The organism is Pauljensenia sp. OF14-1SRA, from assembly GCF_027694595.1.
In the GTDB taxonomy this organism is placed as follows: domain Bacteria; phylum Actinomycetota; class Actinomycetes; order Actinomycetales; family Actinomycetaceae; genus Pauljensenia; species Pauljensenia turicensis_B.
Genome location: NZ_JAQEVQ010000004.1, coordinates 44,247 through 68,369, shown reverse-complemented (window position 1 = coordinate 68,369; position 24,123 = coordinate 44,247). Strand labels below are relative to the sequence as shown.

Sequence of the window (24,123 nt, the reverse complement as noted above, 5' to 3'; positions counted from 1 at the left end):
TCATGTTTGGCTTCACCCTGAACAACACGGTGACTTCGGCGTCGCTTGGTCTGCGACTCACGGCACCGGTGGCGATTCCCGCCGCCGTCCGTGCGGTGGATGATATTGAGGTCGAAGGCCGCGCCGGGACCCTCACGCGCTTCACGGGCTGGGAGGATACCGAGGTCGAGCTTGAGCTCGCCGTGTCTATCCGTGACGGGCTCCACCAGTATAGACAGGCTTCTCACGAGCTGACGGGCGCGTCCATGATCGCGTTCACTGGTGAGTCGGGTGTGTATCGGAAGGTTAAGCACTGCGAAGTTGGCGAGTTGCGCCGGGAGCTGTCGGGGTGGGGGCTGTTCACCGCGCGGCTCACCTGCCAGCCCTTCAGCTATTTGTCTGAGGGCTTGAAGTCGGTAACGATGTCGGAGTCTGGGGCGATCACGAACCCCGGCCTACTCGATGCCGATCCGATCATCACCGTCTATGGCACCGGGGCGCTCTCGCTGACGATCAATGCGCGCGTCTATCACGTGAATTCGCCAGCAGGTTCCGTCACGCTCGACAGCGCGCGTCTCGTCGCACACGCCCACGGGAAAGTCCAGACCGATGCGCTCAGTGAAGCATTCCCAACCTTCAAGCCTGGGGTCAATCGGATCACTCTCGGTACTGGCATCTCACAAGTGCTCATTGTGCCGAATTGGCGCAACCCCTAATCCGCCGCTCACTACATCTTTCTTTGACGGCCATCCCTTTACGGGGGTGGTCGTTGTGTTTTGTTTGGAAGGCTCACTCATGATTACGGTTCACGACCGCACCGCCACGACATTCACCGCCACCGGCCTCGGTGTCCTCGACCGAGAGATCATCAACCCGATCGTGACGGAAGAACTAGGTGGCGAATTCTCCCTGACCTTCACCTACCCAGCAGACGGCCCCGCAGCCACGCACCTCGTACTTGAGAACATTGTGGCAGCGCCCGTGCCAGGATTGGAGCAACGGCAGGGTTTCCGGATCAGCGAGGTCGTCACCACCCTCGAAGGAACGCTGGAAGTGACGGCGTTTCATGTCTTCTATGATCTGGCCGCGAACCTCATCGCCGACACCTACGTTGTCAACAAAACCGCGAAAGATGCACTCACTCAAATCCTTGGCGCGGCAAACACCAACCATAATTTCACTGCCACAAGCTCGGATACGGTGACGCGATCCTCGGCACGGATGGTACGCATGCCCATCGCCCAAGCTCTCATGGATGCGGGCGAGGATAACACGCTCATCTCGCGCTGGGGCGGCGAACTGGCCCGCGATAATTTCCATATCCATCACTCCGCTCGGCGTGGGCGAAATACAGGCGTTGTCATCCGTGATCGGAAGAACCTCACTGGGTTTGAGTCATCCATTGATTTTTCGACGGTGGCGACGCGGATTCTCCCGGTGGGCTACGACGGCCTACTCCTACCCGAGCTCTATGTGGATTCGCTGAAGTTGGGTGATTATGTGGTGCCGCGTATCCGCGTCATCCGCTACGGACAAGTCAAAGCCATCACGGATAAAGACAACCCACGTGAAGGCGAGCTTCCACTCGACCAAGCACACGCGCAGTTGCGCCATCTGGCAGCAGCAGAATTCAGCGCCAAGCATGTGGATGAGCCGTCCGGGTCGTACAAGATCCGCTTCACTGACCTTTCACAAACCCGTGAATACGCTGACCTCGCACGGCTGGAAACCGTCGAAATTGGCGACACCGTGACCGTCCGCCACGCTGATCTTGGTGTTGCGCTCACGGCACGGGTGGTCGCTTACGAATACAACCCACTCGCGCTCCAGTACATTTCGGTCGAACTGGGTTCTACTGCTCGGAAGTTCACGTCCGTCACCCGGCAAGTGAAGACTGCCATCAATACGGCGGTGGCTGCATCGGATACGGCAGGATTCGCCCTCGCAAGCGCTGATGGGAAGAACACCAACCACTACGGCACCACCCAGCCCGAGAAGGCACAGCTCGGCGACACATGGTTCAAAAGCAACGGCGAAACCACCGAAATCTGGATATACCGGCTCACCGACACCGGGCAGCCCGGCTGGGTCGCCCTCGCCACCGATCTGAACCATGCACAGATCAGCGCGGAACTCGACGCAGCACGCACGCAGGTCGACCAAGCCCTCACCACCGCACAAGACGCACAAACCGCCGCCGATGCTGTCGCCACTCAGATGGCTTCGGCGCAGGTCGATATTGACCAGGCCAATACCGCAGCCGCTGGTGCTACCCAGTTGGCGCAAGATGCCCACGACGTTGCGGTTACCTCGGATGGGCGGCTCACGGTTGCCGTTGTTGACCCGAGCGTAGCGGACGCGGCTGGCAGGCCGGAGGGTGCGCTATGGCAAGTGCGCGTAGACGGCGTGATCGCCCGCCAATACATTCTCACCAACAACCAATGGGAGCAGACACCGGTGGGTGGCGCGATGATCGGGTCGAAAGCGATCAGCCAAGCACACATCGCAGACGCCGCCATCGGCACCGCACACATCGCTGATGCCGCGATCACCAACGCGAAAATCAGCTCACTGTCGGCAGACAAGATCACCTCGGGCTACCTGGCAGCGGCACGCATTCAGGCTGGATCCATCACCTCAGACAAGCTGACGATCGCCAACGGGTTTATTACGAATGCGATGATCGCGAATGCGGCGATCACGGATGCGAAGGTTGGCAGCCTATCCGCGAACAAGATTATGACTGGCACTTTGTCGGCTGCACGCATCGCAGCAGGGTCCATTACCTCCGATAAGCTCACGATCGCCAACGGATACATCACCAATGCGATGATTAAAGACGCTGCGGTCACATCGGCCAAGATTGCTTCGCTGGATGCTGGGAAGATCACCACCGGGACGTTGTCGGCGGCTCGGATTGGGGCGCGGTCGATTACGGCCGACAAGCTCGCGACCAACGCCATCCAAGTAGGCCTGGCAGGTTGGACGCAATCTATCCGCATCACCCCGTATCAGATCGCTTGGTATGACGGCTCCATGCTGGAGGGCAAGATTACGAGCGCTGGGATGCAGTTTTGGTACGGCACCCGTTATATCGGTGAGTTCGCGCGGCGGGCTCATAAAGATAAGCCGAATGTGCAAGGAATCGTCAACCAACTTGCTTACAAAGGCGACTACGTTGCCTGGACCTACCAGAAGGCAGACGGCGGCACCTACTACACGTGTTTGACGTTGGATCCGAAGGGATTGTTTTACGGGAAATCCGGTATCCATCTCGGCTCCGATCTGCGTACTGGTGGCTATAAGTTCTACACGACGGGCTCACGATATGTGACCTTGCAGGACTGCACGCTGACGGGCAAGGGAACCTATTCGGGCTGGGTGGGGCCAAGCGGGCTGTCGAAGATCGTGTTTCACACCTATGACCTGATGGTGGTCACTAACGGCTCGTATTACAACATGACCCGTCTCTTTGATCGCACCAAGGATTTGATGTCGCGGATGAACGCAATCCTGACCTTACTCAATCAGGGGTGGATCACATCCATCTCCGGGTCTGGGTCGAACATCACGTGGCGGTACTTCTCCAACACTGGCTTATCGACCATGTCCACCAACCTCGCATAAGTAAAAGGAAATACTGATGAAGATCATGCTCGCCAACCACCATTTGCAACCCATCGCCGACCTACTCACCAATATGCCGCTCAAGGCGGCGCAGTCCCGTGCTCGCTCGAAACTCCTGACGCTAGTGAAGGAAGCGATTGCCCGGTTCGGGGAAGATGAATACGACCTCGTCACCCAATTCGCAACACTCGACGATCAGGGTCGCCCAGTGTTCGCAGACGACGGCACCTTCATGCTCGCCAACCCCGACAAAGCCAGTGAATTCCTCGACGCACGCCAATCACTACTGGCATCTGTTGCGGAAGTCTCCGGGCCCACCTACGACGGCCACGACAAGGACGTGAAAGCACTTCTTGACGGCTATGAGGGTGAACTGTCTGGCGTGTCGGCGGAAGCCTACGACGTCCTCTACGACGCCATCACCAAGGGTGGCCAATGACCACCGAATACGAAAACACAGAACTGGCCGAAGTCACGGCCGATGAGTCAACGTCTAGCGAAGAAGTACAGCTACCCATCATCCCGGTCGAATCCGATGCCACGCCCACGCCACCAGCCAGACAGGTCGAGGAAATCACGCTACCCGTGCCGCAGGCGGCCTCATTCGACTTGAGCCTGCCAATCTTGGAGGTGCTCACCGACCCAACCATGTAACCCGCTGCGCTACACCAATTTTTGATGCCTTCACCCACTGATGGGTGTGGGCAATTTTTATGCCCACGAAAGGAATCATTCTCATGTCTCTACACGCCATCTGGCACGCCATCCAAACCGGCATCGCTGGTATTGGTGCGTGGCTCGCCGCTTATCTTGGAGGTCTCGACGGCCTCGTCTATGCCCTGATCGTCTTCGCTATCGCCGACTACATCACCGGGGTGCTGGCCGCCATCAACGAGCGCCGCCTCAGCTCATCCGTCGGTTTTAGGGGTATCAGCCGCAAAATCCTCATCTTTACCCTCGTCGGCCTCGCCCACCTCATCGACGTCCATATTCTCGGAGCACCCGGCGTGCTGCGAGCGGCGGTCATCTTCTTCTACCTATCCAACGAAGGCATCTCCCTGGTCGAAAACGCCACCCGCCTCGGCCTACCCGTCCCATCCCAAATGCGCGGCGCGCTCGATGCGATCGCCAACCGCGCCGAAACAAGACCCTCACTGACCGAAACAACCGCTGAACACCCAACAGATAAGGAGATTCACTGATGAAGAATTGGCTCGCGCTTGAGGCCGACATCGACCTCATCATGAACACACACTACACACCCGGCAGGAACGGTCGGCGGATCGATAAGGTCATCATCCACCACAACGCCGGAAACCTCACCATTAGGGGCTGTTACGACGTGTGGCAGTCCCGTCCTGCTTCCGCCCACTACCAAGTCCAAACTGACGGACGCATCGGCCAGCTCGTGTGGGACCGGGACACCGCCTGGCATGCAGGCAACTTTGCCGCCAACACCACCAGTATCGGCATCGAACACGCCGATGTTTCTTCCGATCCTTGGTCGGTATCCGACGCATGTTTGGATAACGGAGCACACCTCGTCGCGGCCGTTTGCAAGTTCTACGGTCTTGGCCGCCCGGTCTGGGGTAAGAACGTGTTCGGGCACAAGGACTTCTCTGCCACTGCTTGTCCGGCATCTCTTGCTGGTTCCCAGCACGCCGCCTACATGGCTCGCGCTCAGTATTGGTATGACCAGATGACCGGCGCTACATCAGCGCCAGCGCTCACACCAGCACCTGCTCCTGCAACGCCGAACATCGACGCTCTTGCCGATGCGGTGATTCGCGGCGACTACGGCAACGGGGATGAGCGCAAACGTCGCCTCGGAGCCAGCTACGCCGCTGTTCAACAGCGAGTCAATGAGAAGCTCTCTGGCAACACGCCTACGAAGCCCGCAGGGCCCAACATTGATGCTCTGGCTGACGCCGTCATTCGCGGCGACTACGGCAACGGGGATGAGCGTAAGCGCCGCTTGGGTAACCTCTACGCCGCTGTTCAGGCGCGCGTGAATGCCAAGCTCGGCTACTAACCCCGCACGCTACTACGGCGTATTGAAGCCCCGTCATCACTGTGACTTCCCAATCCTCGGGGAGCCGGTGGTGGCGGGGCTTTTCGTCGTTTCATGGACGGATTTAACACATACGGGTTTGTCGGCAGTGGGGTGAAGGGAGTGACCTCACTGTGAATGATCTTGACGAACAACGTATTCGTAACCTGCGCACGGCGGGCTGGGGGTATAAAGCGATTGCCGAGTTTTGCGCCCTGACTCGTGACCAGGTCCGCTCGTACTGCACCAACCGAAATCTCGACGCCGGGTTGGTGATGGCCTGGCAGGTATGCCAGTGGTGTGCCAGCCCCATTCGGGGAGGTGTTCGGGCTCGGTTTTGCTCGCCCGCATGCAGACATAAAGCGTGGCGGCACCGACAGAAAACCGAGCCAGTGCGCGAGCAGACCTGTACGCACTGCGGACGCCGCTTCGCGATCGTGGACAAACCGGGCCAAAAGTACTGCTGCCACGCCTGTTATGTACGTGCTCGCTTCGGCACCCGTGGCGGACGACCATGAACGCTCTCACGGCTCGGGTTGATCAGATGACACAGCCTGAGATGTTCGCCCGAGAACTCGCCTTTATTACTGACGCTCACGTCTTAAGCATGCTGGCAAGTCGGGGTGTGCTCACATCTTCAGAGTATCGGCGTGCCTATCGGCTGTTGTGGGAGGACCGGAACCCGATCTATCAACCACAGATTGTGGGCGAAACGACTGGATAAACACCGCCTTTAGAGCGTGTATAGACCTAACGCGAAAGGAGAAAACGTGGCACACATCAGTGTGGTGACACCAGTTCGGCCGCCGACCCCGAAACTGGTCAACGTAGCAGCATACGCGAGGGTCTCAACCAACGGCACAGAGCAGTTAGCATCCCTATCGGCGCAGGTTTCGTATTATTCGCGCCTGATCCAGTCCACACCCGGATGGGCCTATGCAGGCGTGTTTATCGACGAGGGTATCACCGGCACGTCAACGAAATCCCGGCAAGGCCTGGCCGACTTGATGGACGCAGCCAGGGGCGGGGGTGTCGATATTGTGTTGTGTAAATCAATCTCACGCCTGGCCCGCAACACTGTCGACCTGCTCGCTACGGTCCGTGAGCTCAAAGACCTTGGCGTGGCCGTACGGTTCGAACGCGAACGTATCGACACCCTTAGCGCTGACGGGGAACTGCTGTTAACCTTGCTGGCCTCGTTCGCCCAAGAAGAATCACGCTCGCTATCCCAGAACGTGAAATGGGCAATCCGCAACCGATACAAGAACGGTGGCACGAACTCCTTCGTTGTCTATGGCTACCACTGGGCAAACGGCCAGTTCACCATCATCGACGAAGAAGCCAAGATCGTGCGCTTACTGTTTGCCAATTATCTCGATGGGATCAGCCCGGAAAAGACCGCTGGCATGCTCAACGCTGAAGGTAAACGCTCTCGGGGAGGGGGACGGTTCTACGGATCCGTGTTTCGTCGCATGCTCGAAAACGAGCGGTACAAGGGCTGCCAAATGCTACAGAAAATGTACCGCCCCACAATCCAAGCACCCACACGCTCCTTCAACGACGGGGAGCTGCCGCGATACTGGGTCGAGCAAGCCCTCCCAGCGATCATTGATCAGGCGATGTTTGACACGGTGCAAGCAGAAATCGCGCACAGGCGTGAGGTGGGCCCGGCGGCGACCCCGTCAAAGAACACGGGCGTATTCACCGGGCGGATCTGCTGCGCGGCGTGCGGGAAGAACTATCAACGCAAAACCCGCACCTACAAGTCTGGAACCTCATACAAGTTCTGGCGCTGCTGGAGTGCCTGCACCGGGAACGGCAACCCCTGTAGGGGGCACAACCTGCGCGAAACACTCCTCGAACAAGCCTGCGCAGACATGCTCGGCACCCAGGGTTTCGACCCCGTCCAGGTTGGCGAGCAGATCGTGATGATCGAGGCCTTCGAGCATCAGCTCACCTTCCACCTCGCGGATGGAACCATGACACCAGTGGGGTTAACCAGTGAGGGGAGGCTGGCATGAACCGCACCGTCACCGCGATACCCGCAACAAAGAAGCTTCGATCTGCCGCAGCCTCATCTGGCGCACCGGCACGCAGACGGGTCGCCGCCTACGCTCGCGTCTCTACCGAGATGGAAGAACAAACCTCCTCCTACGAGGCTCAGATCGACTACTACACCACCTACATTCATTCCCGTAATGATTGGCAGTTCGCGGGCATGTACTGCGACGAAGGTATCTCTGGCACCTCTATGAAGCGCCGTGAGGGATTCCAAACCATGATCGATGACGCCCTGGCAGGCAAAATCGATCTGATCCTCACCAAAAGCGTCTCCCGGTTCGCACGCAACACCGTCGACTCGCTCACTACCGTGCGCAAGCTCAAGGATGCAGGCGTCGAGGTTTATTTTGAGAAGGAAAATATTTATACCTTTGACGCCAAAGGCGAATTACTCATCACGATCATGTCGAGCTTGGCGCAAGAAGAATCCCGCTCCATCTCCGAGAACGTCACCTGGGGACATAGGAAACGTTTTGCCGATGGAAAAATCATGGTGCCCTACAAATCCCTACTCGGATACAAGAAAGGCGAGGGTGGCAGCCTCGTCATCGACGAGACGCAGGCTCCGACCGTGCGGTTGATCTACCAGCTTTTCCTTGACGGGATGGCGATCAGTGAGATTAAAACCGAGCTCGCGCAGCGTAAGATTCTCACCCCGCGTGGGAAAGAAGTGTGGTCAACCTCGACAGTGCGCTCCATTCTATCCAACGAAAAATACAAGGGCGACGCCCTTCTCCAAAAGACGTTTACCACCGATTTCCTTACTAAGAAGATGAAGGTCAACGAGGGTGAAGTGCCCCAATACTACGTATCAGGTAATCACGAGCCGATTATTGCTCCGCGTATCTGGGATCAGGTGCAATACGAACTCGCCACCCGCCATGCCAACATATCGTCAGCGAAAGTCGGCTTATTCTCCACCCGGCTGAAATGTTCTCAGTGTGGGGCGTGGTATGGGCGTAAAACGTGGGCGTCGAACACGAAATACAAGTACACAGTCTGGCAATGCAACCACAAATACACAGACGAACATCCCTGCAGCAGCGCGACGGTGAAAGACGAGCAGATCAAGGATTCTTTCGTCCAAGCGCTCAACCAACTGATCGCCCGCCACCGGTACGAAAGCCAGCTGCCGCAGGTGCTTGGCGACATGTTCGATACGAGCCGTTTGGAAGAACAAGCCGCAGCGTGCCAGGCAAAACTTGTGGAACTCACCGAGCAGATCGAGACGCTGATTGCGGAAAACCAGCGGTGTGCGCTCGACCAAGACGCCTACCAAAACAAGTACACCAAACTCGATACTACCTACCGTAAGACGCTTGCACGTAAAACAAGCCTGGAAGCAGATATCGTAGCGAACACTGCCAAGCATGCCGCCATCACCACAACCCTGAATGATCTGGCGGGCGAACCGGTGAGCGAGTTTCGTCCCGCGCAGTGGAGCGCACTCATCGATCACGCCATCGTAGGCGAGGATACGATCCGGTTCGTGTTCCGAGTTGGCGAGGTAGTGAGGGTTCAGCTGTAGGAGGTTAGAGGGAAATTTTTAGCCCGTTCGTGCATGAGTGCGCGGACGGGCTTTTCTCATGCCCAGAAATCGTGGCAACAGCGAAGTGATAGTGCTCGGGAAGTATTTCGGCAGGTCAGAGCTAACGCGCTATACACTCGCTAACGTTTTGACCCCCTTGGGGTGTACTCGCTAACGCAAACGCCTACTTATCATTTTCGACGTCATAGTGGAGCGGGCGACGGGAATCGAACCCGCCTCTGAAGCTTGGGAAGCTTCCATTCTACCGATGAACTACGCCCGCAATTCATCGCCATTGGCAACAGGTTAAATCATACCAGAGGCCAAACACACTGGTCAGCCAAGGCGACAGAACAAGGCGACAGACAAAGAGAGGAGGGGCGCTATCCCACAAGGAATCACGCCCCTCCTCTTCATCAACGCTTGACAGGCCGACAGCATCAGCCTGGCGCACGCAGATCAGTGTCGTTTGCGGCTCACTGCCAGCGCGCCGGCTCCGGCGAACGCCAAAGCAAGAATGCCAGTAGCGCCACCAGCAAAACCGGTGGATGCAAGGCGCTTCTTCAGGGTCTTCGCCGCACCGGTAGCAGTCGGAGCCTTTGCCTTGACGGTGAAGGGCTGTTCAACCGATCCGCTACGACCGCTTGCAATGACGGTGTGTTCACCGGCGAAGTTGTCTGGGACAGTCCACTTGGTGCTTGCCACACCATTCGCATCCGCATCGACAGTCGCGACAGTAATCGGATCCGAGTGAACGGTGAAGGTGACAGCCTCTCCGGCTTTGAAACCACTGACGGTGAACGTGACCTGATCACCTTCCATGACAGTTTGAGCCGACAGCGCAAGCTTCAATTCGGCAGGCTTTTCTGTCACGTCCACGAGGGCGGTCACGTCTTGCTTAAGGGCGGTAACCGTTCCTGGAACCTGAATTCCCTCGGCAGGGGTATCCCACGTCAGGCCCTCGATGTTCCACTCGACAGCTTCATCGGTGACGTCGCCATTGCTCCACGTGACCTTGAGGGTATTGGGGAGTTGCGGAGCAGTACCAACAGTCGTCGTAGCCCGCAGTTCTTCCACCTTGACGACCTTTGCCGGCTTCACGGTGACCTTGACGCTCACGGTCTTTGCTCCGTTAAGGACGGTGCCAGCCTGATCGTACGATCCGCCTTCACGAACCGTGTAGCCATTGTTGTCAGCCCACGCGATAGTTTCGCTGGTGCTTTCACCGTTCGACCATGCGACAGTGGCCCTCTCGGGGAGCTTCGGCGCAGTGCCAGATTCGGTTTCCACTTGGGTGGGATCCACGGTGACGAGGCCGATCGTCGCAGGATTCACCTTCACCTGAACGGTGATCGATTCACCAGCAACTGTGCCCTTGACAGTGAATGATCCACCTTCACGAGGCGAATACTGTTCAGGTGTGATCGCATCCCACGCGATGTTCTCCGTGGTCTTCTGACCGTTCGACCATGTCACCTCAGTGGATGCCGGAAGCGTAGGAGCAACGCCCGATTCAGTGGTGACCTCAGAAACAGGAGCAACATTGGTCACCATCGCCGTAACAACGTTGACCTTTACGGTGACTTTCTGGTTCAGCGCGGTACCGTTCACCATGAAAGTGCCCGCTGACGCATATTGCGTTTCAGGAATCGTTTCCCAGGTGATTGTTTCCTTTGACTTATCACCATTCGACCAAGTGAAGTCCGCCTGAGACGGCAGGGTCGGGGCCTTCTTCTCAATCGTGGTGACATCGGCAAGTGGTTCAACCTTCGTGACGGTTGCGGGGGTGACAGTCACAGTCACAGAAAGGGGCTTGTCCCAACCTTCAGCAGTACCGTTCAGAGTGTACTCGCCACCTTCACGCACCTTGTACTTGTCAGACGCCGAGAACGAAAGCGAGGCCTCGGTCGTGTCCCCATTCGACCACGTCAACGTCGCCATCGTCGGCAAAGTCGGAGCAGTACCGGCAGGAGTCGTCACATGATCCGAACCCTTCACCGCAGCACCAGTGACAGTCGCGGGAGTGACATTCACGGTAATCGCGACCGGCTTGTTCCAACCTGCAACATGACCCTCAACGATAAAGGACCCACCAGCACGCGCCTTGTACTTGTCAGCCGGAATAACATCCCAGGTAACAGCGACATCCTTGGTCTTACCGCTCTTGTGTGTTGCCGAAACAGTCTTCGGCAGGGTCGGAGCAGTACCCGATGCGACAGTCACGGCCTCAGGATTCGTCACGGCAGTGACAGCATCGTCGGCGACTGTCACCGAGAAGGTCAGTGAGTGCCCATTAGCGGTGAGCTTGAAGGTCGCAGAACCGGCCTTCACAGCTGTGAAAGCACCGTCCGCAGTAACGGTCGCAATTTCCGGATCGTCCGAAGACCATGTACCTGCTGCCGAGTAGCGCTTCTTGAAGTAGTTGTATTTGACAGTTGGCATGGAGCCTGCGTCACCAGTAGACCAACTGAACTTATCCGGTGAATAGCCTTCCTTCACTCGGCCTTCCGACAACGTCGTGACAAAACTGTAGGTCCCGCTGAGATTGAGCTCATCCTGATTCGCTTGAATCGACTCATTCGTCTGGCCTGCCCACACGGCGCCATAATCAGCTCCCGCGCCAACATATCCTGTTATTCCATACGACTTCCACTTTGGATTAATGAGATAGAGGTAGTGTCCCGTTACAGAGCCGTTGTTCGTTAAGTAATTCTTCTTCTCACACTGTGTCTGGCTATTTTTGTCTGTACAAGCCCACTGATCAACAGCGGCCGAGACGGTGCGCCCACCCCACGCAAGTACTTCCGAGCGGGATTCGACTCCGTTGGAATTCAAATCAAACCAATGCGATCCATCAGGACGCGTGTGGCCAGCCTTGAAATCAGCAGCTTCAACGGCTCGTTGAAGGGCGATCTTTTCAAGTTCGTATGACCACTTTGGGTGAAGATAATCAGTCTCAGAAATACCGTTCTGCGCTAAGTACTGCCTCATCGTGGTCTGGGAGTCATACTTTGGCCATGGAACGTTCGTATCCAGAGCATCTTGACGCCACTTCTTCACTGCAGCAAGTGCTTCCGTCTTGACAGCACCACCGAGCTTCACATCCGTGGTCGCTACATATCCTGAACCGCTATCTAACTGAAGGTCAGAAGGCAATTCAGCCGCTTGGGCACTGCCTGCAAGTGTCGGCATCATTGCCACCACAAGACCGCAAGCGCCGAGTAACGCCATCAGTCTGTTTCGTGTCTTCATTTACTGTCCTGTCGATGATGGGGAAGCTGACAATGAGAGCGTCTCTGATGAGACTGCACACATCCATTATCCGACAAGCCTACGAAGGCGAGCAATACATAATACAGAAATTGAACAGGCTTTCAACGCTACCCATGTCGACGCTCAGCACAATTTTTCGACAACTATGCACTACCTTCGTCCCACACGCACCGCCTACACTGCAGTCATGCCCCGCTTAGTTGTTGCCGCAGCCATCGTCGACTCGCTCGACAACCCAACGCAGTTGCTCTGCGCCGCGCGCTCATACCCGCCCGAGCTGGCAGGAAAATTTGAGCTTCCCGGTGGAAAGATCGATCGCGACGAGACCCCGCTTCAGGCACTTCACCGCGAAATACGCGAAGAAATGAACACCGTCATCCGCGTGGGCGCTCAGGTAATGACGGAAGAGGGCACGTGGTGGCCGATCTTGCAGGGGCGCACAATGGGAGTCTGGTTAGCTGAACTATCGCCGGACGCGCCCGCCCCCACTTTGAATGGTTCCCATAGTGAGTTCCTCTGGACTCCTTTAGATAAGGTCGACACCCTTGACTGGATTGGCCACGATCTTGAGATTGCACTGGCCGTTGCACGCACATGCGGTTTCGAGCCAGCGGACCGCTAAGAGCCTGAATATATGACCAAATACCTAGATAATTTGGCGACACATGGGGTGTATCTGTCAGAATAGCCCTATGCCTAAGATCATCGGAGATTCCCTAGAGAACCACCGCACTCTGACTCGCCACAAGCTTTTCGACGCGCTCGGAGGGCTCCTCGCCGAACAGTCTTTCGACACGATCACCATGTCGCAGATCGCGTCGCGCGCCAACGTCGGACGCACCGCTGTGTACAACCACTTCGAAGACAAAGAAGTTCTACTCCTTGCCTACATGAACGAGGCAACCGCAGAATTCTCGGCGCTTCTTCACGAATCAATCGACGCAGAATCCGACCCGATTGAGCGCCTCCGCATCTACGTGCACGCACACCTGGAGATGACCAGTCGCTACCATCTGGCAAGTCGTGTTCACCTGCGCGATCAGATGTCGACGGAAAAGTCCGAACATCTTCACGAGCATGCAGGCGTGATCGGCAACCTCCTTCTCACCATCCTCATCGATGCGATGAAGTGCGAAGCGATCCCCGTGCAGGACCCGCACATTCTGGTCGCGCTGATCCACGCCTGCCTGTCCGGGCAACGCCTGCCCTCGGATCCTGACAAGCGACGCGCACTCTACGCAGCATCGGAAGCGTTCGTCTTGCGTGCAGTCGGAGCCTCGTCGGAGAAAATCCACGCACTCCCCTCGCCGAAAAAGCGCGCCGAAGCCGAAGAGCACAATACCCAGGCCTCTTTCATGCGGTGCCCAGTCGCGCACTGACGCGCAGGTACGAGGCCCCCTGAAACCGCCTTACCGTCAAAGACGTGCGACGCACACCACACTTCTGTAACAATCGCAGGGAATAGATTCACTGCTAACGCCGTTGAACTCTACGAAACGGGAAACCGCAACGAAATAATCAAAGCGATTCCCAGCAATAGAGCACGCGAAAACAATCGCACCCAGGGTTCACTCGAACCCCGCACATAAGGAGACCACATTGGCCACCGTCACTCTTCACAACGACAACTTTGAAACCACCGTCGCCGAAAACGCCATCGTCTTAGTTGACTTCTGGGCAACGTGGTGTGGCCCGTGCCGTCAGTTCGGCCCGGTCTACGAAGAAGCCTCCAACAAGCACACCGACATCGTCTTCGGCAAGGTCGATACCGACGCAGAGCAGAACCTTGCTCGCGCAGCTCAGATCTCGTCCATCCCGACGATCATGGCGTTCCGCGATGGCGTCGCCGTCTTCCGTCAGTCCGGCGCCCTTCCGGGTGCTGCACTCGACGATCTGATCCAGCAGATCCGCGACCTCGACATGGATCAGGTTCGCGCATCCATTGCCGAATCCCAGAAGTGAGCCGGCAGAAACCCACCTTCTCGGTTTGGCAAGTCGCACCATTAGCGACACACTTGAACCATGAGCCACCCGACGATGATCTTCACAATCGTCGGGTGGCTTTTGTTTATTGCAACCGCAATCGCCCTAATTTACGTCATTTCACGGGCGCGCAACGGTGAAAAAACGCGGGGTGCCACCCCACTGAAAAAGAAGAATCACGCTGACGAAACGGGCAACGATCTGCTGACATACCGACCCGCCATCATCGCCCACGAGATCCGTACTCCGCTGGCACTCATCCGCGGGGCCGGCGAACTGCTCGAAGAAGGTCTTGCTGGCGACCTGACCGAACAGCAACGCCACTTCGTTCGCACCATGACAACGAACACTCAGCAGGTCATCGACCTGACCGAGTCAATCATCACCGACCTCAAACTCTCACGTGGCGAAACACTGTCAACCGAGCTCGTCGACGTCCGAGACATCGTTACCTCAACCGCACGAGAAATGCGACGTATCACCAGCACCCCCATCCATGTGAACGCGGTCGGGGGAGTCCTCAACATCCACGCGAACGCCACCATGCTCCGGCAAGTCATGTGGAACCTCATCAACAACTCACTCCACCACGGAGACGGCACCTCGCCGATCACGATCAGCGTCGCCTCAACCGAAGATGGCGGAGCGCAAATCACCGTCGAGGACTCCGGCCCGGGAATTACCCCTGAAACCCAAGAAAAAATGTTCGATGCTTTCACGTCGGACACCACCAGTGGCCAGGGATCCGGAATCGGACTGATGGTCTCCCAACGAATAATCGAGGCGCACGGTGGCAGAATTATGGTGGACTCGTTGCCTGAGTGTGGCACGGTCATCCACGTTGTACTGCCGAAGGGGAAGTGATGGGACAGCACGCACTTGTCGTCGACGACGAACCCCAGATGCTCTCAATCATCGCCTTCGCGCTGGAAACCCAAGGCTTCACTTGCGAAACGAAACCCAACACCACAAAAGCCTGGCAATACCTTCAGGATCGCAGTGTTGATCTGGTTGTCCTTGACGTCATGACGCCGACCGGATCAGGCGTTGACCTGACCCGAAGAATCCGTGGCGCCGGCATGGCGGTTCCGATCATTTTGCTTACTGCCCTTGGTGATGAGGAAGACCGTATCGTTGGCCTCGAGGCAGGCGCCGACGACTACGTGACCAAACCCTTCAGTCCCCGCGAGCTCGCACTGCGCGCCCAAGCAATCGTCAGGCGAACCCAGCCTGTACGCCAACAAGAATCCGTGCACCTCGGGCCCATCACCATCGATGCTGATATGCAACGCATGACCTGGGACGGAGTCGTCATTCCACTCAGCCCCACCGAACAGCGTGTCCTGACAATCCTGGCCTCGCGACCAAACCAGGACATCCCCTGGCGAGACCTCCTGAGCGAAGGCTGGTCCACAACCGACCAAGTCGGCGCACACGACATGATCAAAACGACGATGTACCGCCTTCGCCGTCAGCTAGAACGCGCGGGCATCGACTCTTCGTGTATCCAGTCGGTCAGGGGACGAGGCTACCGTTTCGTCATCGACGCCTCATGACGCTGATTTTAAGCACTCGCCCTTAATAAGGAGCCTCGTGTTCCCCCATTGTGTCCGCAGACCGCGCGCACGCACCTAGCCCGCGCACTTTGGAACGTAGCCCGCGCACTTTGGTAACAGCACTGTTTCCAAGCGCCACCAAAACCCGCCCAAGTTGTCACCAATCAGAAGACACAATCATTAAGTCTTAACTCTTCAACATAAGGAGACAATGTTGTCTTCCCAGTCAAACTCTTTGGGTTTCCTTTCGGCGCCACCGGCAGCATCGCCCGTCAGCCCCGAACGCGTTGACTCGATGTACCGCTCATGGCGCTTCAAGGTGTTCATGGGAATCTTCCTCGGATACGCCGGCTTCTACCTGATCCGTAACAATGTGTCACTGGTGTCGGCAATCCTGAAGGAACACGACATCATGAACGCTGCCGGCATCGGCATCGTCGCCAACGCAGTGCTCTTCGCATACGGCCTGTCGAAGTTCTTCATGGCTATGCTGTCCGACCGCGCAAACGCACGCTACTTCATGCCGATCGGCCTGGCACTCTCGGCAATCATGAACCTGCTGATCGCATTCGTGCCCGTTCTTTCCGCATCAGTCGGCCTCTTCGCGATCATGATGTTCATCAACGGCTGGTTCCAGGGCATGGGCTGGCCTCCCTCGGGTCGCGTCCTAGTCCACTGGTTCTCCACCACCGAACGTGGCTGGATGACCTCGATCTGGAACTGTGCACACAACGTTGGTGGCGCGGGCGTCGGCCTGCTCTCCGCTTGGGCACTCGACACCTTCGCAACCTCCGATGCTGACTGGCGTCCCGCCTTCTGGGCACCGGCAATTGCAGCGCTCATCGTCGCCCTCATTGCACTGATCCTTGTCCGCGACCGCCCCGAAGCCCTCGGTCTTCCACCGATCGAGGAATACCGCAACGACCCGGCAAAGGTGAAGGAAACCTCGGATATGCCGTGGAAGGAAATGCTGTTCAAGCACGTCCTGACCAACCGCGTCGTCGTCCTCCTGGCCATCACCAACGTCTTCGTCTACACGCTCCGCTACGGAGTCCTCAACTGGATCCCGATCTACCTGACCGAACAGGTTCACGGAGTCAACGTCAAAGAAGGCATCCTTGGCTTCGCAATCTACGAAGGCGCCGGCATCGCCGGCACCCTGCTCTGTGGCTGGGTTTCCGACAAGATCTTCAAGGGCTGGCGTTCAGGCGCAGGCATACTCTTCCTGGCAGGCGTTGGCATTGCTCTTCTCGCCTACTGGCTCATGCCTTACAGCGCCCCCATCTGGGTCTTCTACCTGCTCATCGCCATTATCGGTGGCCTGATCTACGGCCCGGTCATGCTGATCGGTCTTCAAGCAATTGACCTTTCACCCACGAATGTTGCGGGCACCGCAGCTGGCTTCACCGGCCTCTTCGGATACCTGCTCGGCGCAACCCTGGCATCGTCCGGCGTTGGTCTGCTGATCCACAACTTCGGCTGGAACATCGCCTATGGCTTCCTTATTGTCGTTGCCGTCGTCGCCGTCATCTTGATGATGATCGTCGGCAAGGATGAACGAGCCCTCATGGAGCGTCACGTAGCCAATAAGTGACCTTCTTCCCCGATGTGTATCGCCGGCGACTTCCCAATCTTGGTCGCCGGCGATACTGCATCCTCGCACTAGTCTGGTTCCTATGAAATCCCTACGCCACAGCCGCCTCAATTCCCTGATCGCGGTGGCAGTCGTGGGGATCATCAGCATCTCGCCGCTCTGTCTTCTTTTCGCAGACTCAAAGCCGGACCTAAGAATCCTGTGCTCCAACACGTCAAAGGTGTGCGAAGCTCTCGCTAGGCGCTACGAGCAACGCGAAGGGACAAGCGTCGACGTCGTACGGGTACCAACGTCAGAAGCCCTTGCTCGCCTGATATCAACCCGTGGCCACTCAGAATTCGACGTCTGGGTTGGTGGTCCAGCCGAAGCGCACGCCCAAGCCGAAAACCTCGGACTACTTCGCCGTGCCCCGGACGTTGACACCGGTGGGCTACCCGATGCTTTCCACTCTCAATCGTGGTTCGGGATTTACGGTGGCATCTTGTCCTTCTGCCAGTCACGAACGGTCACACAATCCCCTCAGGGTCTTCGAAGCTGGCAGGACCTGTCATCAACTTCGCTCCCCCTGATCGTCCCTTCTCCCCTGACCTCGGGAACAGCAGCAACATTTTTGAACGTGCAGGAAGAACGCTTCAGCAGCGCCTCGCAAGCAATCCAATTCCTGCGCCAAGTCGACGCTCACACCTTGACCTACGTGAACTCAGGAACCGACCCCGCACACCTTGTCGCAATCGGACGCTCACCCGCATCTATCACTTTCGACAACTACTGTCGCCTTGAAGCACAACATGGCGCCGACGTCATGGTCACCTACCCGCTTGACGGAACCGGCTTCGAAATCGGAGCGGCATCTCTTCCCCGACGCACTCACGAATCAGAGGACGCACAAAAGTTCCTGCAGTGGGTTGTCAGCGACGAAGGACAGGCGCTTGGTGCCGAGGTCGCAGACCAATCCCCCGTCAGCACACGCCTCCCCGAACATATTTCACGACGCCTTGAAACACTCGGAATATCAATCTTTGGCGATGACCCCAGCGCGGCCTCTTTTCACCGCGCAACCCTGATTAGGCGATGGACGAAAGAGGTCTACCTTCCATCGCCCACCCAGGACGTACCCGCCCCCATTGGCGCGACCAGCGCCAACCACCGCGTGTCAGACACTGAATCTTTACCCCTAGCCGATGAATTGTCATGGAGTGACCTCGTCCCCACTGCCATTCGCACGCTGAAAATTAGCACGCTAGCCGGACTGGGCGCGACAATCCTCGGAATCGCAATCGCACTCCCCCTGTACCTGCGCTCCCGACGAACATTCATCTGGATTCTTCCAGCACTCTTGCCTGCACTGATCCCACCGGCAGTCATCGCTCAAGCACTGATCTGGATGGGCGCCCCACCCTACTCGCAGGCAACAATCATCGTCGCACTTGCCATCAACGCAAGCCCCTTCGCTGCCCTCATGCTGAGCTTCATCCTGTCGTCCTTCAACCACGCTGAAGTCCAAACAGCAGTCGCATTCGGGAACCCCGAGCGAAACATTTTTAAAAAGCTTCTTGCTCCACGCATCCGAGCAGCCCTGATCCCCGCATTCGCGTTGACCACATTCATGGCAGCTTCCGACGTGTCAGCAACAAGCACGAACGCGTCGGCTGAACCGTACCTACCGGTGTTGGCGCTCAATGCGTTGAACTCAGGACTCGATTCTTCCGTCCCCACTCACATCGCATTCATCTACGTTGGAGTCGCGTCCGCGACCACGTTCATCGTTTTGCATAGCTTGACGCTGACTCGTTACACAGCCCGACAGACAACCTATCCAACCCCGCTGAAGGAATACCTTCCGACTCTATCCGCAAGCGTCATCCCCTTCGCGTTGATATCCGCAATTGTGAGTGCAGGAATCATCATCGTGATGCTCGTCGGAGCATCCCATTGGTTCATCCACACCGCATCTGCGGAACTCTTGGGGCAGACCGTCAGAGAATCACTGCTGATCCTGGGCATCGTCCCGCTGAGCGCAGCAATAGGATTCTTGATTGCCCAGCATCGCTGGGCATTCCCCCGCGCGATCAACGCCCTGTTCTTGACTGCCTTACTGTCCGCCCCCATTGCCGGCGGAATTCTGATTCACTTAGTTTTCCAACACCCGATATCAATCGGCGACCACACGATCCTGCCACGCTTGTTGGGCGGCGGCTCGATTGCGGGTGGCATGCTGACGGTGGTTCTCACCAATCTTCTTCTTGCCCTGCCGGCCTCATATTTCCTGATGTCGTTCTCACTGCTCTCTGTTCGCCAAGCGATGAGGATCGCGGAAGAACTGGGAGCAAGCACTACGCGCACCACTCTCACAGTGGTGATTCCCGCCTTGGCAGCTCGACTGATCGGTGTGTTTGCAGCACTCAGCGGGTTGCTCATGTGTATGAGTGCCCCCTCGGCGTTCGTTGTCCCCGTCGGTTCCGCGTTCCCCGCCGTTGCGCTTCTTCCACTTGGCATCCACGGCGATCACTGGTCAGTGTTAGCTCTTGGCACGCTCGCCGCATCATCTGCCCTGGTCATGATTAGTTTGGGCATCGCATTCATTACCTCAACAACACGTCACTCCGGATATGTCAGGAAGAGCCTATGACAACCTCTATTCACATGAACTCCGGACTGCATGTTCGTGGTCTGGACGTTCACCGTGGCTCACGCATCCTGAGCGACATTTCATTCGACGTTGCCTCTGCCGAGATCGTTGCCGTCGTTGGGCCGTCGGGGTGTGGCAAGACGACGCTCTTACATACCCTTGCGGGCATCGAAACAGCCAGAAGTGGTTCCATCGTCGTTGACGGCTCGGACATCACCACTCTTCCCGCAGGAAAACGCCCAACCGGCCTACTTTTTCAGACGCCCTCGTTGTTCAATCACATGAACGTCCACAAAAACATTGCTTTCGCGCTGGAGAGTACGGATGTTCCCCCTGCTCAGCGCGAGTCTTTGATCGATTCGATCATGGTTCGCATGGGTATCGTCGGCCTAGCATCACGCTACCCCTACCAGCTGTCGGGCGGTCAGTCTCAACGCGTCGCTCTGGCACGGACACTTGTGCGACGACCCTCCGTCCTGCTGTTGGATGAGCCTCTCGCACACGTGGGTGCATCCGTTGCGTCAACAATCCGAGCCTCCCTGATTCGCGAGGTTCGACGCTTGGGCAGTGCAGTTCTCTACGTGACGCACGATGTGACCGAAGCATGTCTGGTCGCCGATCGAATCATGCTGTTGGATTCGGGTCGATGCTTGCAGATCGACACCGCGCGAATGCTGTATACACAACCGAATTCCATCGAAGTTGCGCACCTGATGGGCATCCCCAACATCGTGTCGGGCACGGTCGAAAGTGTTGACAAGGTTCCCGCTTCATCGCTTCTGCTGGCAACGGTGACGTGTGGGACTGTGACCTATTCGATTCCTGCTCCCCACGGCACGAAGCCGGGAGACGCTCAGATCAGCATTCCGCCCGAGAATATTCATTTGACTCCCAGTGCTCCGTATTCGGTAATCGGGCGCCACGGGCAAATCATTTCCGCTTCGTTCGTCAGATCCCATATGTCCTATGACGTAGAAACCGAGATCGGGACGTTGGTTGTCCGCACGCCCAACACATCAACTCCCTTTGAAGTCGGTGCACTGGTTGAGTTTGATGTGACGTCGGGGTGGGTGCTTCCGAGCTCAGATGCGGACAACGAAGTCGCGTAAAGGAATGGGGCGCTGGGGTTTTATCCCAGCGCCCCTTCCCTAGGCTTGGCTTGATGCGCCTGGTCAGGCAAGCAGTTCAGCTGCCACCAGTTCGGCGACCTGGATTGCGTTGAGGGCAGCGCCCTTACGCAGGTTATCGCCGGCGACGACCAGAACCAGACCGCAGTTGTCATCGACAGCCTGATCCTGGCGAATACGACCGACCAGAACCTCATCACGCCCCGCGGCTTCAAGCGGAGTCGGAACGTTGACGACGCGGACACCGTCAGCGGTTCCCAGGACGGAACGCGCCTCATCGGGGGTGATCGCACCGGAGAATTCGGCGTGGATCGAAAGCGTATGGCCGGTAAAAACAGGGACGCGGACGCAGGTGCCCGACACCTTGAGGTCCGGGATATGCAGGATTCGGCGGGACTCGTTGCGGAGTTTCTGCTCTTCATCGGTCTCTTCCGATCCATCGTCAACGATCGAACCGGCCAGGGCCACAACGTCGAATGCGATCGGGGCGACGTAGACCTGCGGATCGGGCAGAGTGACCGCGCGGCCATCTAGTGCAAGACCGGCAAGATTCTGAGTGACGCCGGCTTCGGTCTGGCGCACGAGTTCTTCGACGCCCTTCAAGCCGGAACCGGAGACTGCTTGGTAGGACGAGACGAACAGGCGCTTCAGGCCACCCGCCTTGTCAACCAACGGGCGCAGAACCGGCATAGCTGCCATGGTCGTGCAGTTTGGGTTCGCGATGATGCCCTTGGGACGGTTCGTGATGTCCTCGGGATTGACCTCAGACACGACCAGTGGCACGTCCGGGTCCTTGCGCCATGCGGAAGAGTTGTCGACAACAACCGCGCCGGCCGCAACGAGCTTCGGCGCGTACTCAAGCGAGGCTGAGGCACCCGCAGAGAAAACAGCAATATCGATACCGTCGTAGTTCGCGGTGGCGACGTCTTCGACCGTAATCTCTTCACCCTTGAAAGTCAGGGTCGTGCCCGCCGAGCGAGCAGAAGAGAAGAAGCGAATCGACTTCACGGGGAAGTCGCGTTCTTCGAGCAGAGTGCGCATGACTCGGCCAACCTGTCCGGTTGCTCCGACGACTGCGACGTTCAGTCCGGTCATTGTTTTCTCCTTTGGTGTGGGCGCCCATACGGTGGGGCGACCGAGGGATCCGGCGTGGTTTTCACGCGGAAGTCTGCGATTTTAAACTGACGAGGCCGCCTAGCGTTTCTCTCATAATCCCCATAAGGGGCGAAGCGACGAGCGGTGCGCCTTTCAGCGTCCGGTGCCACCGTAGACGACTGCCTCAGATTCGGTGGCGTCAAGGCCGAATGCCGTGTGGACGGCCTGGACTGCGCGGTCAAGATCGTCGAGGCGGGTGACAACGGAGATACGGATTTCGGAAGTCGAAATCATCTCGATGTTGATGCCGGCATCAGACAGGGCCTCGAACAGCTTGGCGGACACACCCGGGTTGGTGCGCATGCCCGCTCCAACCAGCGAAAGCTTGCCGATGTTCGGGTTGTAACGCAACTGGTCGAAGCCGATTTCGTCGCGCGCAGCTTCAAGAGCGTTGAGCGTGCGCTGTGCATCGCCTTCGGGAAGCGTGAAGGTTACGTTCGCGCGGGTCGAGTCAGAGACTGGAACGTTCTGAACGATCATGTCGACGTTTGCGCCGACCTCGGCGCAGATGGAGAAGACGCGCGCTGCCATACCGGGGGTGTTCGGCAGGTTGGTGACGGTGATCTTGTCCTGGGAGCGGTCGTGGGCGATACCGGAGATGATTGGCTGTTCCATGGGGTCCTCCTGCGGATCGACAAGTGCGGCTGAGGGAACGAGTCCCTTAAGTTCTGGGTTTGCTGGACCGTCGAAGATCCAGGTGCCGTTCTTTTCTGAGAACGATGAGCGGACGTGAAGCGGCACCTTGTAGCGACGCGCGAATTCGACGGCGCGCAGGTGCAGAATCTTTGCTCCGTGCGCAGCAAGTTCGAGGGTTTCTTCCTGGGTGACGCGACGCAGACGGTGCGCCTTGGGGACAATACGAGGATCTGCGGAGAACAGACCGTCGACGTCGGTGTAGATTTCGCAGACGTCAGCGTGCAGGGCTGCCGCGAGCGCGACTGCGGTCGTATCCGATCCGCCACGGCCCAGCGTGGTGACATCGTCATCTTCGGAGATTCCTTGAAACCCGGCGACGATGGCAATGTGACCGTCTTTGACGGTGCGGGCAATGCGTTCGGTAACCAGACCGACGATCTGGGCACGCCCATAGTGTGAAGTCGTTTTAATACCGGCCTGAGCGCCGGTGAACGCCTGGGCTTGAACGCCGAGTTCGTTGACTGCCATGGACAGCAGAGACATGGAGATACGCTCGCCGGCGGACAGCAGAATGTCCATCTCGCGTTCGGGGGCGTGCTGGGTGATTTGCGCGGCTGTGTCGAGCAGGTCGTCGGTAGTGTCGCCCATTGCGGATACGACGACAACGACTTGGTGTCCTGCCTGGTGAGTTTCGACGACTCGGCGGGCGACTCGTTTCATCGCTTCAACATCTGCGACGGATGAGCCACCATACTTCTGCACGATGAGTGCCACGGTTCCCCATTTCTTCTTTTACTACGCACTTTCGTGCGTCCTTTCATCCTAGAGATGCGCCCTATCTAGCGGGAGTGCGACCGCCATACGGGCAAAGGAAACACAATGGGCGGACAAACGAAACATCAATCGGGGCCCTTCTAGGTCACTT

19 protein-coding genes and 1 tRNA gene are annotated in these 24,123 nt (G+C 57.6%); 16 read left to right on the top strand and 4 right to left on the bottom strand.

Annotation, left to right across the window (positions count from 1 at the left end; all coding sequences use genetic code 11):
* Positions 1-2: 2 nt before the first annotated feature.
* The 8 genes from PG731_RS03655 to PG731_RS03620 all read left to right on the top strand — a co-directional run bounded on the left by PG731_RS03655 (position 3) and on the right by PG731_RS03620 (position 9,245).
* Entirely contained in the window at positions 3-695 is a 693-nt protein-coding gene (locus PG731_RS03655) for a hypothetical protein (RefSeq protein ID WP_204880322.1), read from the top strand.
* A gap of 79 nt (positions 696-774) precedes the next feature.
* The gene (locus tag PG731_RS03650; RefSeq protein ID WP_204880321.1) at positions 775-3,606 is read left to right on the top strand and encodes a phage tail spike protein; all 2,832 of its coding nucleotides are present in this window, start codon (positions 775-777) and stop codon (positions 3,604-3,606) included.
* A 16-nt stretch (positions 3,607-3,622) separates the two neighbouring features.
* A complete protein-coding gene (locus tag PG731_RS03645; RefSeq protein ID WP_204880320.1) occupies positions 3,623-4,045 on the top strand; it encodes a DUF1617 family protein in 423 nt (140 codons plus the stop codon).
* Positions 4,042-4,260: an acetyl-CoA carboxylase gene (locus tag PG731_RS03640; RefSeq protein WP_204880319.1), complete on the top strand. Its 219-nt coding sequence runs from the start codon at positions 4,042-4,044 to the stop codon at positions 4,258-4,260. The genes PG731_RS03645 and PG731_RS03640 overlap by 4 nt, the downstream gene beginning before the upstream one ends.
* 83 nt (positions 4,261-4,343) lie before the next feature.
* Positions 4,344-4,808 (top strand): phage holin family protein, encoded by a 465-nt coding sequence (locus PG731_RS03635; protein WP_239541502.1) that lies wholly within the window; start codon positions 4,344-4,346, stop codon positions 4,806-4,808.
* Positions 4,808-5,638: an N-acetylmuramoyl-L-alanine amidase gene (locus tag PG731_RS03630; protein WP_270772239.1), complete on the top strand. Its 831-nt coding sequence runs from the start codon at positions 4,808-4,810 to the stop codon at positions 5,636-5,638. The genes PG731_RS03635 and PG731_RS03630 overlap by 1 nt, the downstream gene beginning before the upstream one ends.
* Before the next feature lie 788 nt (positions 5,639-6,426).
* Positions 6,427-7,677 (top strand): recombinase family protein, encoded by a 1,251-nt coding sequence (locus PG731_RS03625; RefSeq protein ID WP_270772238.1) that lies wholly within the window; start codon positions 6,427-6,429, stop codon positions 7,675-7,677.
* On the top strand, positions 7,674-9,245 hold the full coding sequence (locus tag PG731_RS03620; RefSeq protein ID WP_204880315.1) for a recombinase family protein: 1,572 nt from the start codon (positions 7,674-7,676) through the stop codon (positions 9,243-9,245). The genes PG731_RS03625 and PG731_RS03620 overlap by 4 nt, the downstream gene beginning before the upstream one ends.
* A 209-nt stretch (positions 9,246-9,454) precedes the next feature.
* Here the strand turns inward: PG731_RS03620 and PG731_RS03615 are convergent.
* Both PG731_RS03615 and PG731_RS03610 read right to left on the bottom strand, forming a co-directional pair.
* A tRNA-Gly gene (locus PG731_RS03615) sits at positions 9,455-9,528 on the bottom strand.
* A gap of 176 nt (positions 9,529-9,704) precedes the next feature.
* Positions 9,705-12,497: an Ig-like domain-containing protein gene (locus PG731_RS03610; RefSeq protein ID WP_270772236.1), complete on the bottom strand. Its 2,793-nt coding sequence runs from the start codon at positions 12,495-12,497 to the stop codon at positions 9,705-9,707.
* A gap of 208 nt (positions 12,498-12,705) precedes the next feature.
* On the opposite strand from PG731_RS03610, the gene PG731_RS03605 reads away from it, so the two are divergent.
* The 8 genes from PG731_RS03605 (at position 12,706) to PG731_RS03570 (ending at position 21,389) form a co-directional block, all read left to right on the top strand.
* Entirely contained in the window at positions 12,706-13,140 is a 435-nt protein-coding gene (locus PG731_RS03605) for an NUDIX domain-containing protein (protein WP_270772234.1), read from the top strand.
* Between the two features lie 70 nt (positions 13,141-13,210).
* On the top strand, positions 13,211-13,897 hold the full coding sequence (locus PG731_RS03600; protein ID WP_270772232.1) for a TetR/AcrR family transcriptional regulator: 687 nt from the start codon (positions 13,211-13,213) through the stop codon (positions 13,895-13,897).
* 220 nt (positions 13,898-14,117) lie between these two features.
* A complete protein-coding gene (trxA, locus tag PG731_RS03595) occupies positions 14,118-14,480 on the top strand; it encodes a thioredoxin (RefSeq protein ID WP_270772230.1) in 363 nt (120 codons plus the stop codon).
* Positions 14,481-14,540: 60 nt separating this feature from the next.
* Positions 14,541-15,365, top strand: a complete 825-nt coding sequence (locus PG731_RS03590) for a sensor histidine kinase (RefSeq protein WP_270772229.1) — start codon at positions 14,541-14,543, stop codon at positions 15,363-15,365.
* Complete coding sequence (locus PG731_RS03585; protein WP_101628521.1) at positions 15,365-16,057, top strand: response regulator transcription factor; 693 nt, start codon at positions 15,365-15,367, stop codon at positions 16,055-16,057. The genes PG731_RS03590 and PG731_RS03585 overlap by 1 nt, the downstream gene beginning before the upstream one ends.
* Before the next feature lie 214 nt (positions 16,058-16,271).
* Positions 16,272-17,651 (top strand): MFS transporter, encoded by a 1,380-nt coding sequence (locus PG731_RS03580; protein WP_438271510.1) that lies wholly within the window; start codon positions 16,272-16,274, stop codon positions 17,649-17,651.
* Between the two features lie 82 nt (positions 17,652-17,733).
* Positions 17,734-20,280: an extracellular solute-binding protein gene (locus PG731_RS03575; protein ID WP_270772227.1), complete on the top strand. Its 2,547-nt coding sequence runs from the start codon at positions 17,734-17,736 to the stop codon at positions 20,278-20,280.
* Positions 20,277-21,389: an ABC transporter ATP-binding protein gene (locus PG731_RS03570; protein WP_270772225.1), complete on the top strand. Its 1,113-nt coding sequence runs from the start codon at positions 20,277-20,279 to the stop codon at positions 21,387-21,389. Before PG731_RS03575 ends, PG731_RS03570 begins: the two co-directional genes overlap by 4 nt.
* Before the next feature lie 63 nt (positions 21,390-21,452).
* Here the strand turns inward: PG731_RS03570 and PG731_RS03565 are convergent, their stop codons facing one another.
* Both PG731_RS03565 and PG731_RS03560 read right to left on the bottom strand, forming a co-directional pair.
* Positions 21,453-22,502: an aspartate-semialdehyde dehydrogenase gene (locus tag PG731_RS03565; RefSeq protein ID WP_270772224.1), complete on the bottom strand. Its 1,050-nt coding sequence runs from the start codon at positions 22,500-22,502 to the stop codon at positions 21,453-21,455.
* Positions 22,503-22,655: 153 nt separating this feature from the next.
* Positions 22,656-23,972 (bottom strand): aspartate kinase, encoded by a 1,317-nt coding sequence (locus PG731_RS03560; RefSeq protein ID WP_270772223.1) that lies wholly within the window; start codon positions 23,970-23,972, stop codon positions 22,656-22,658.
* Between the last annotated feature and the right edge of the window lie 151 nt (positions 23,973-24,123).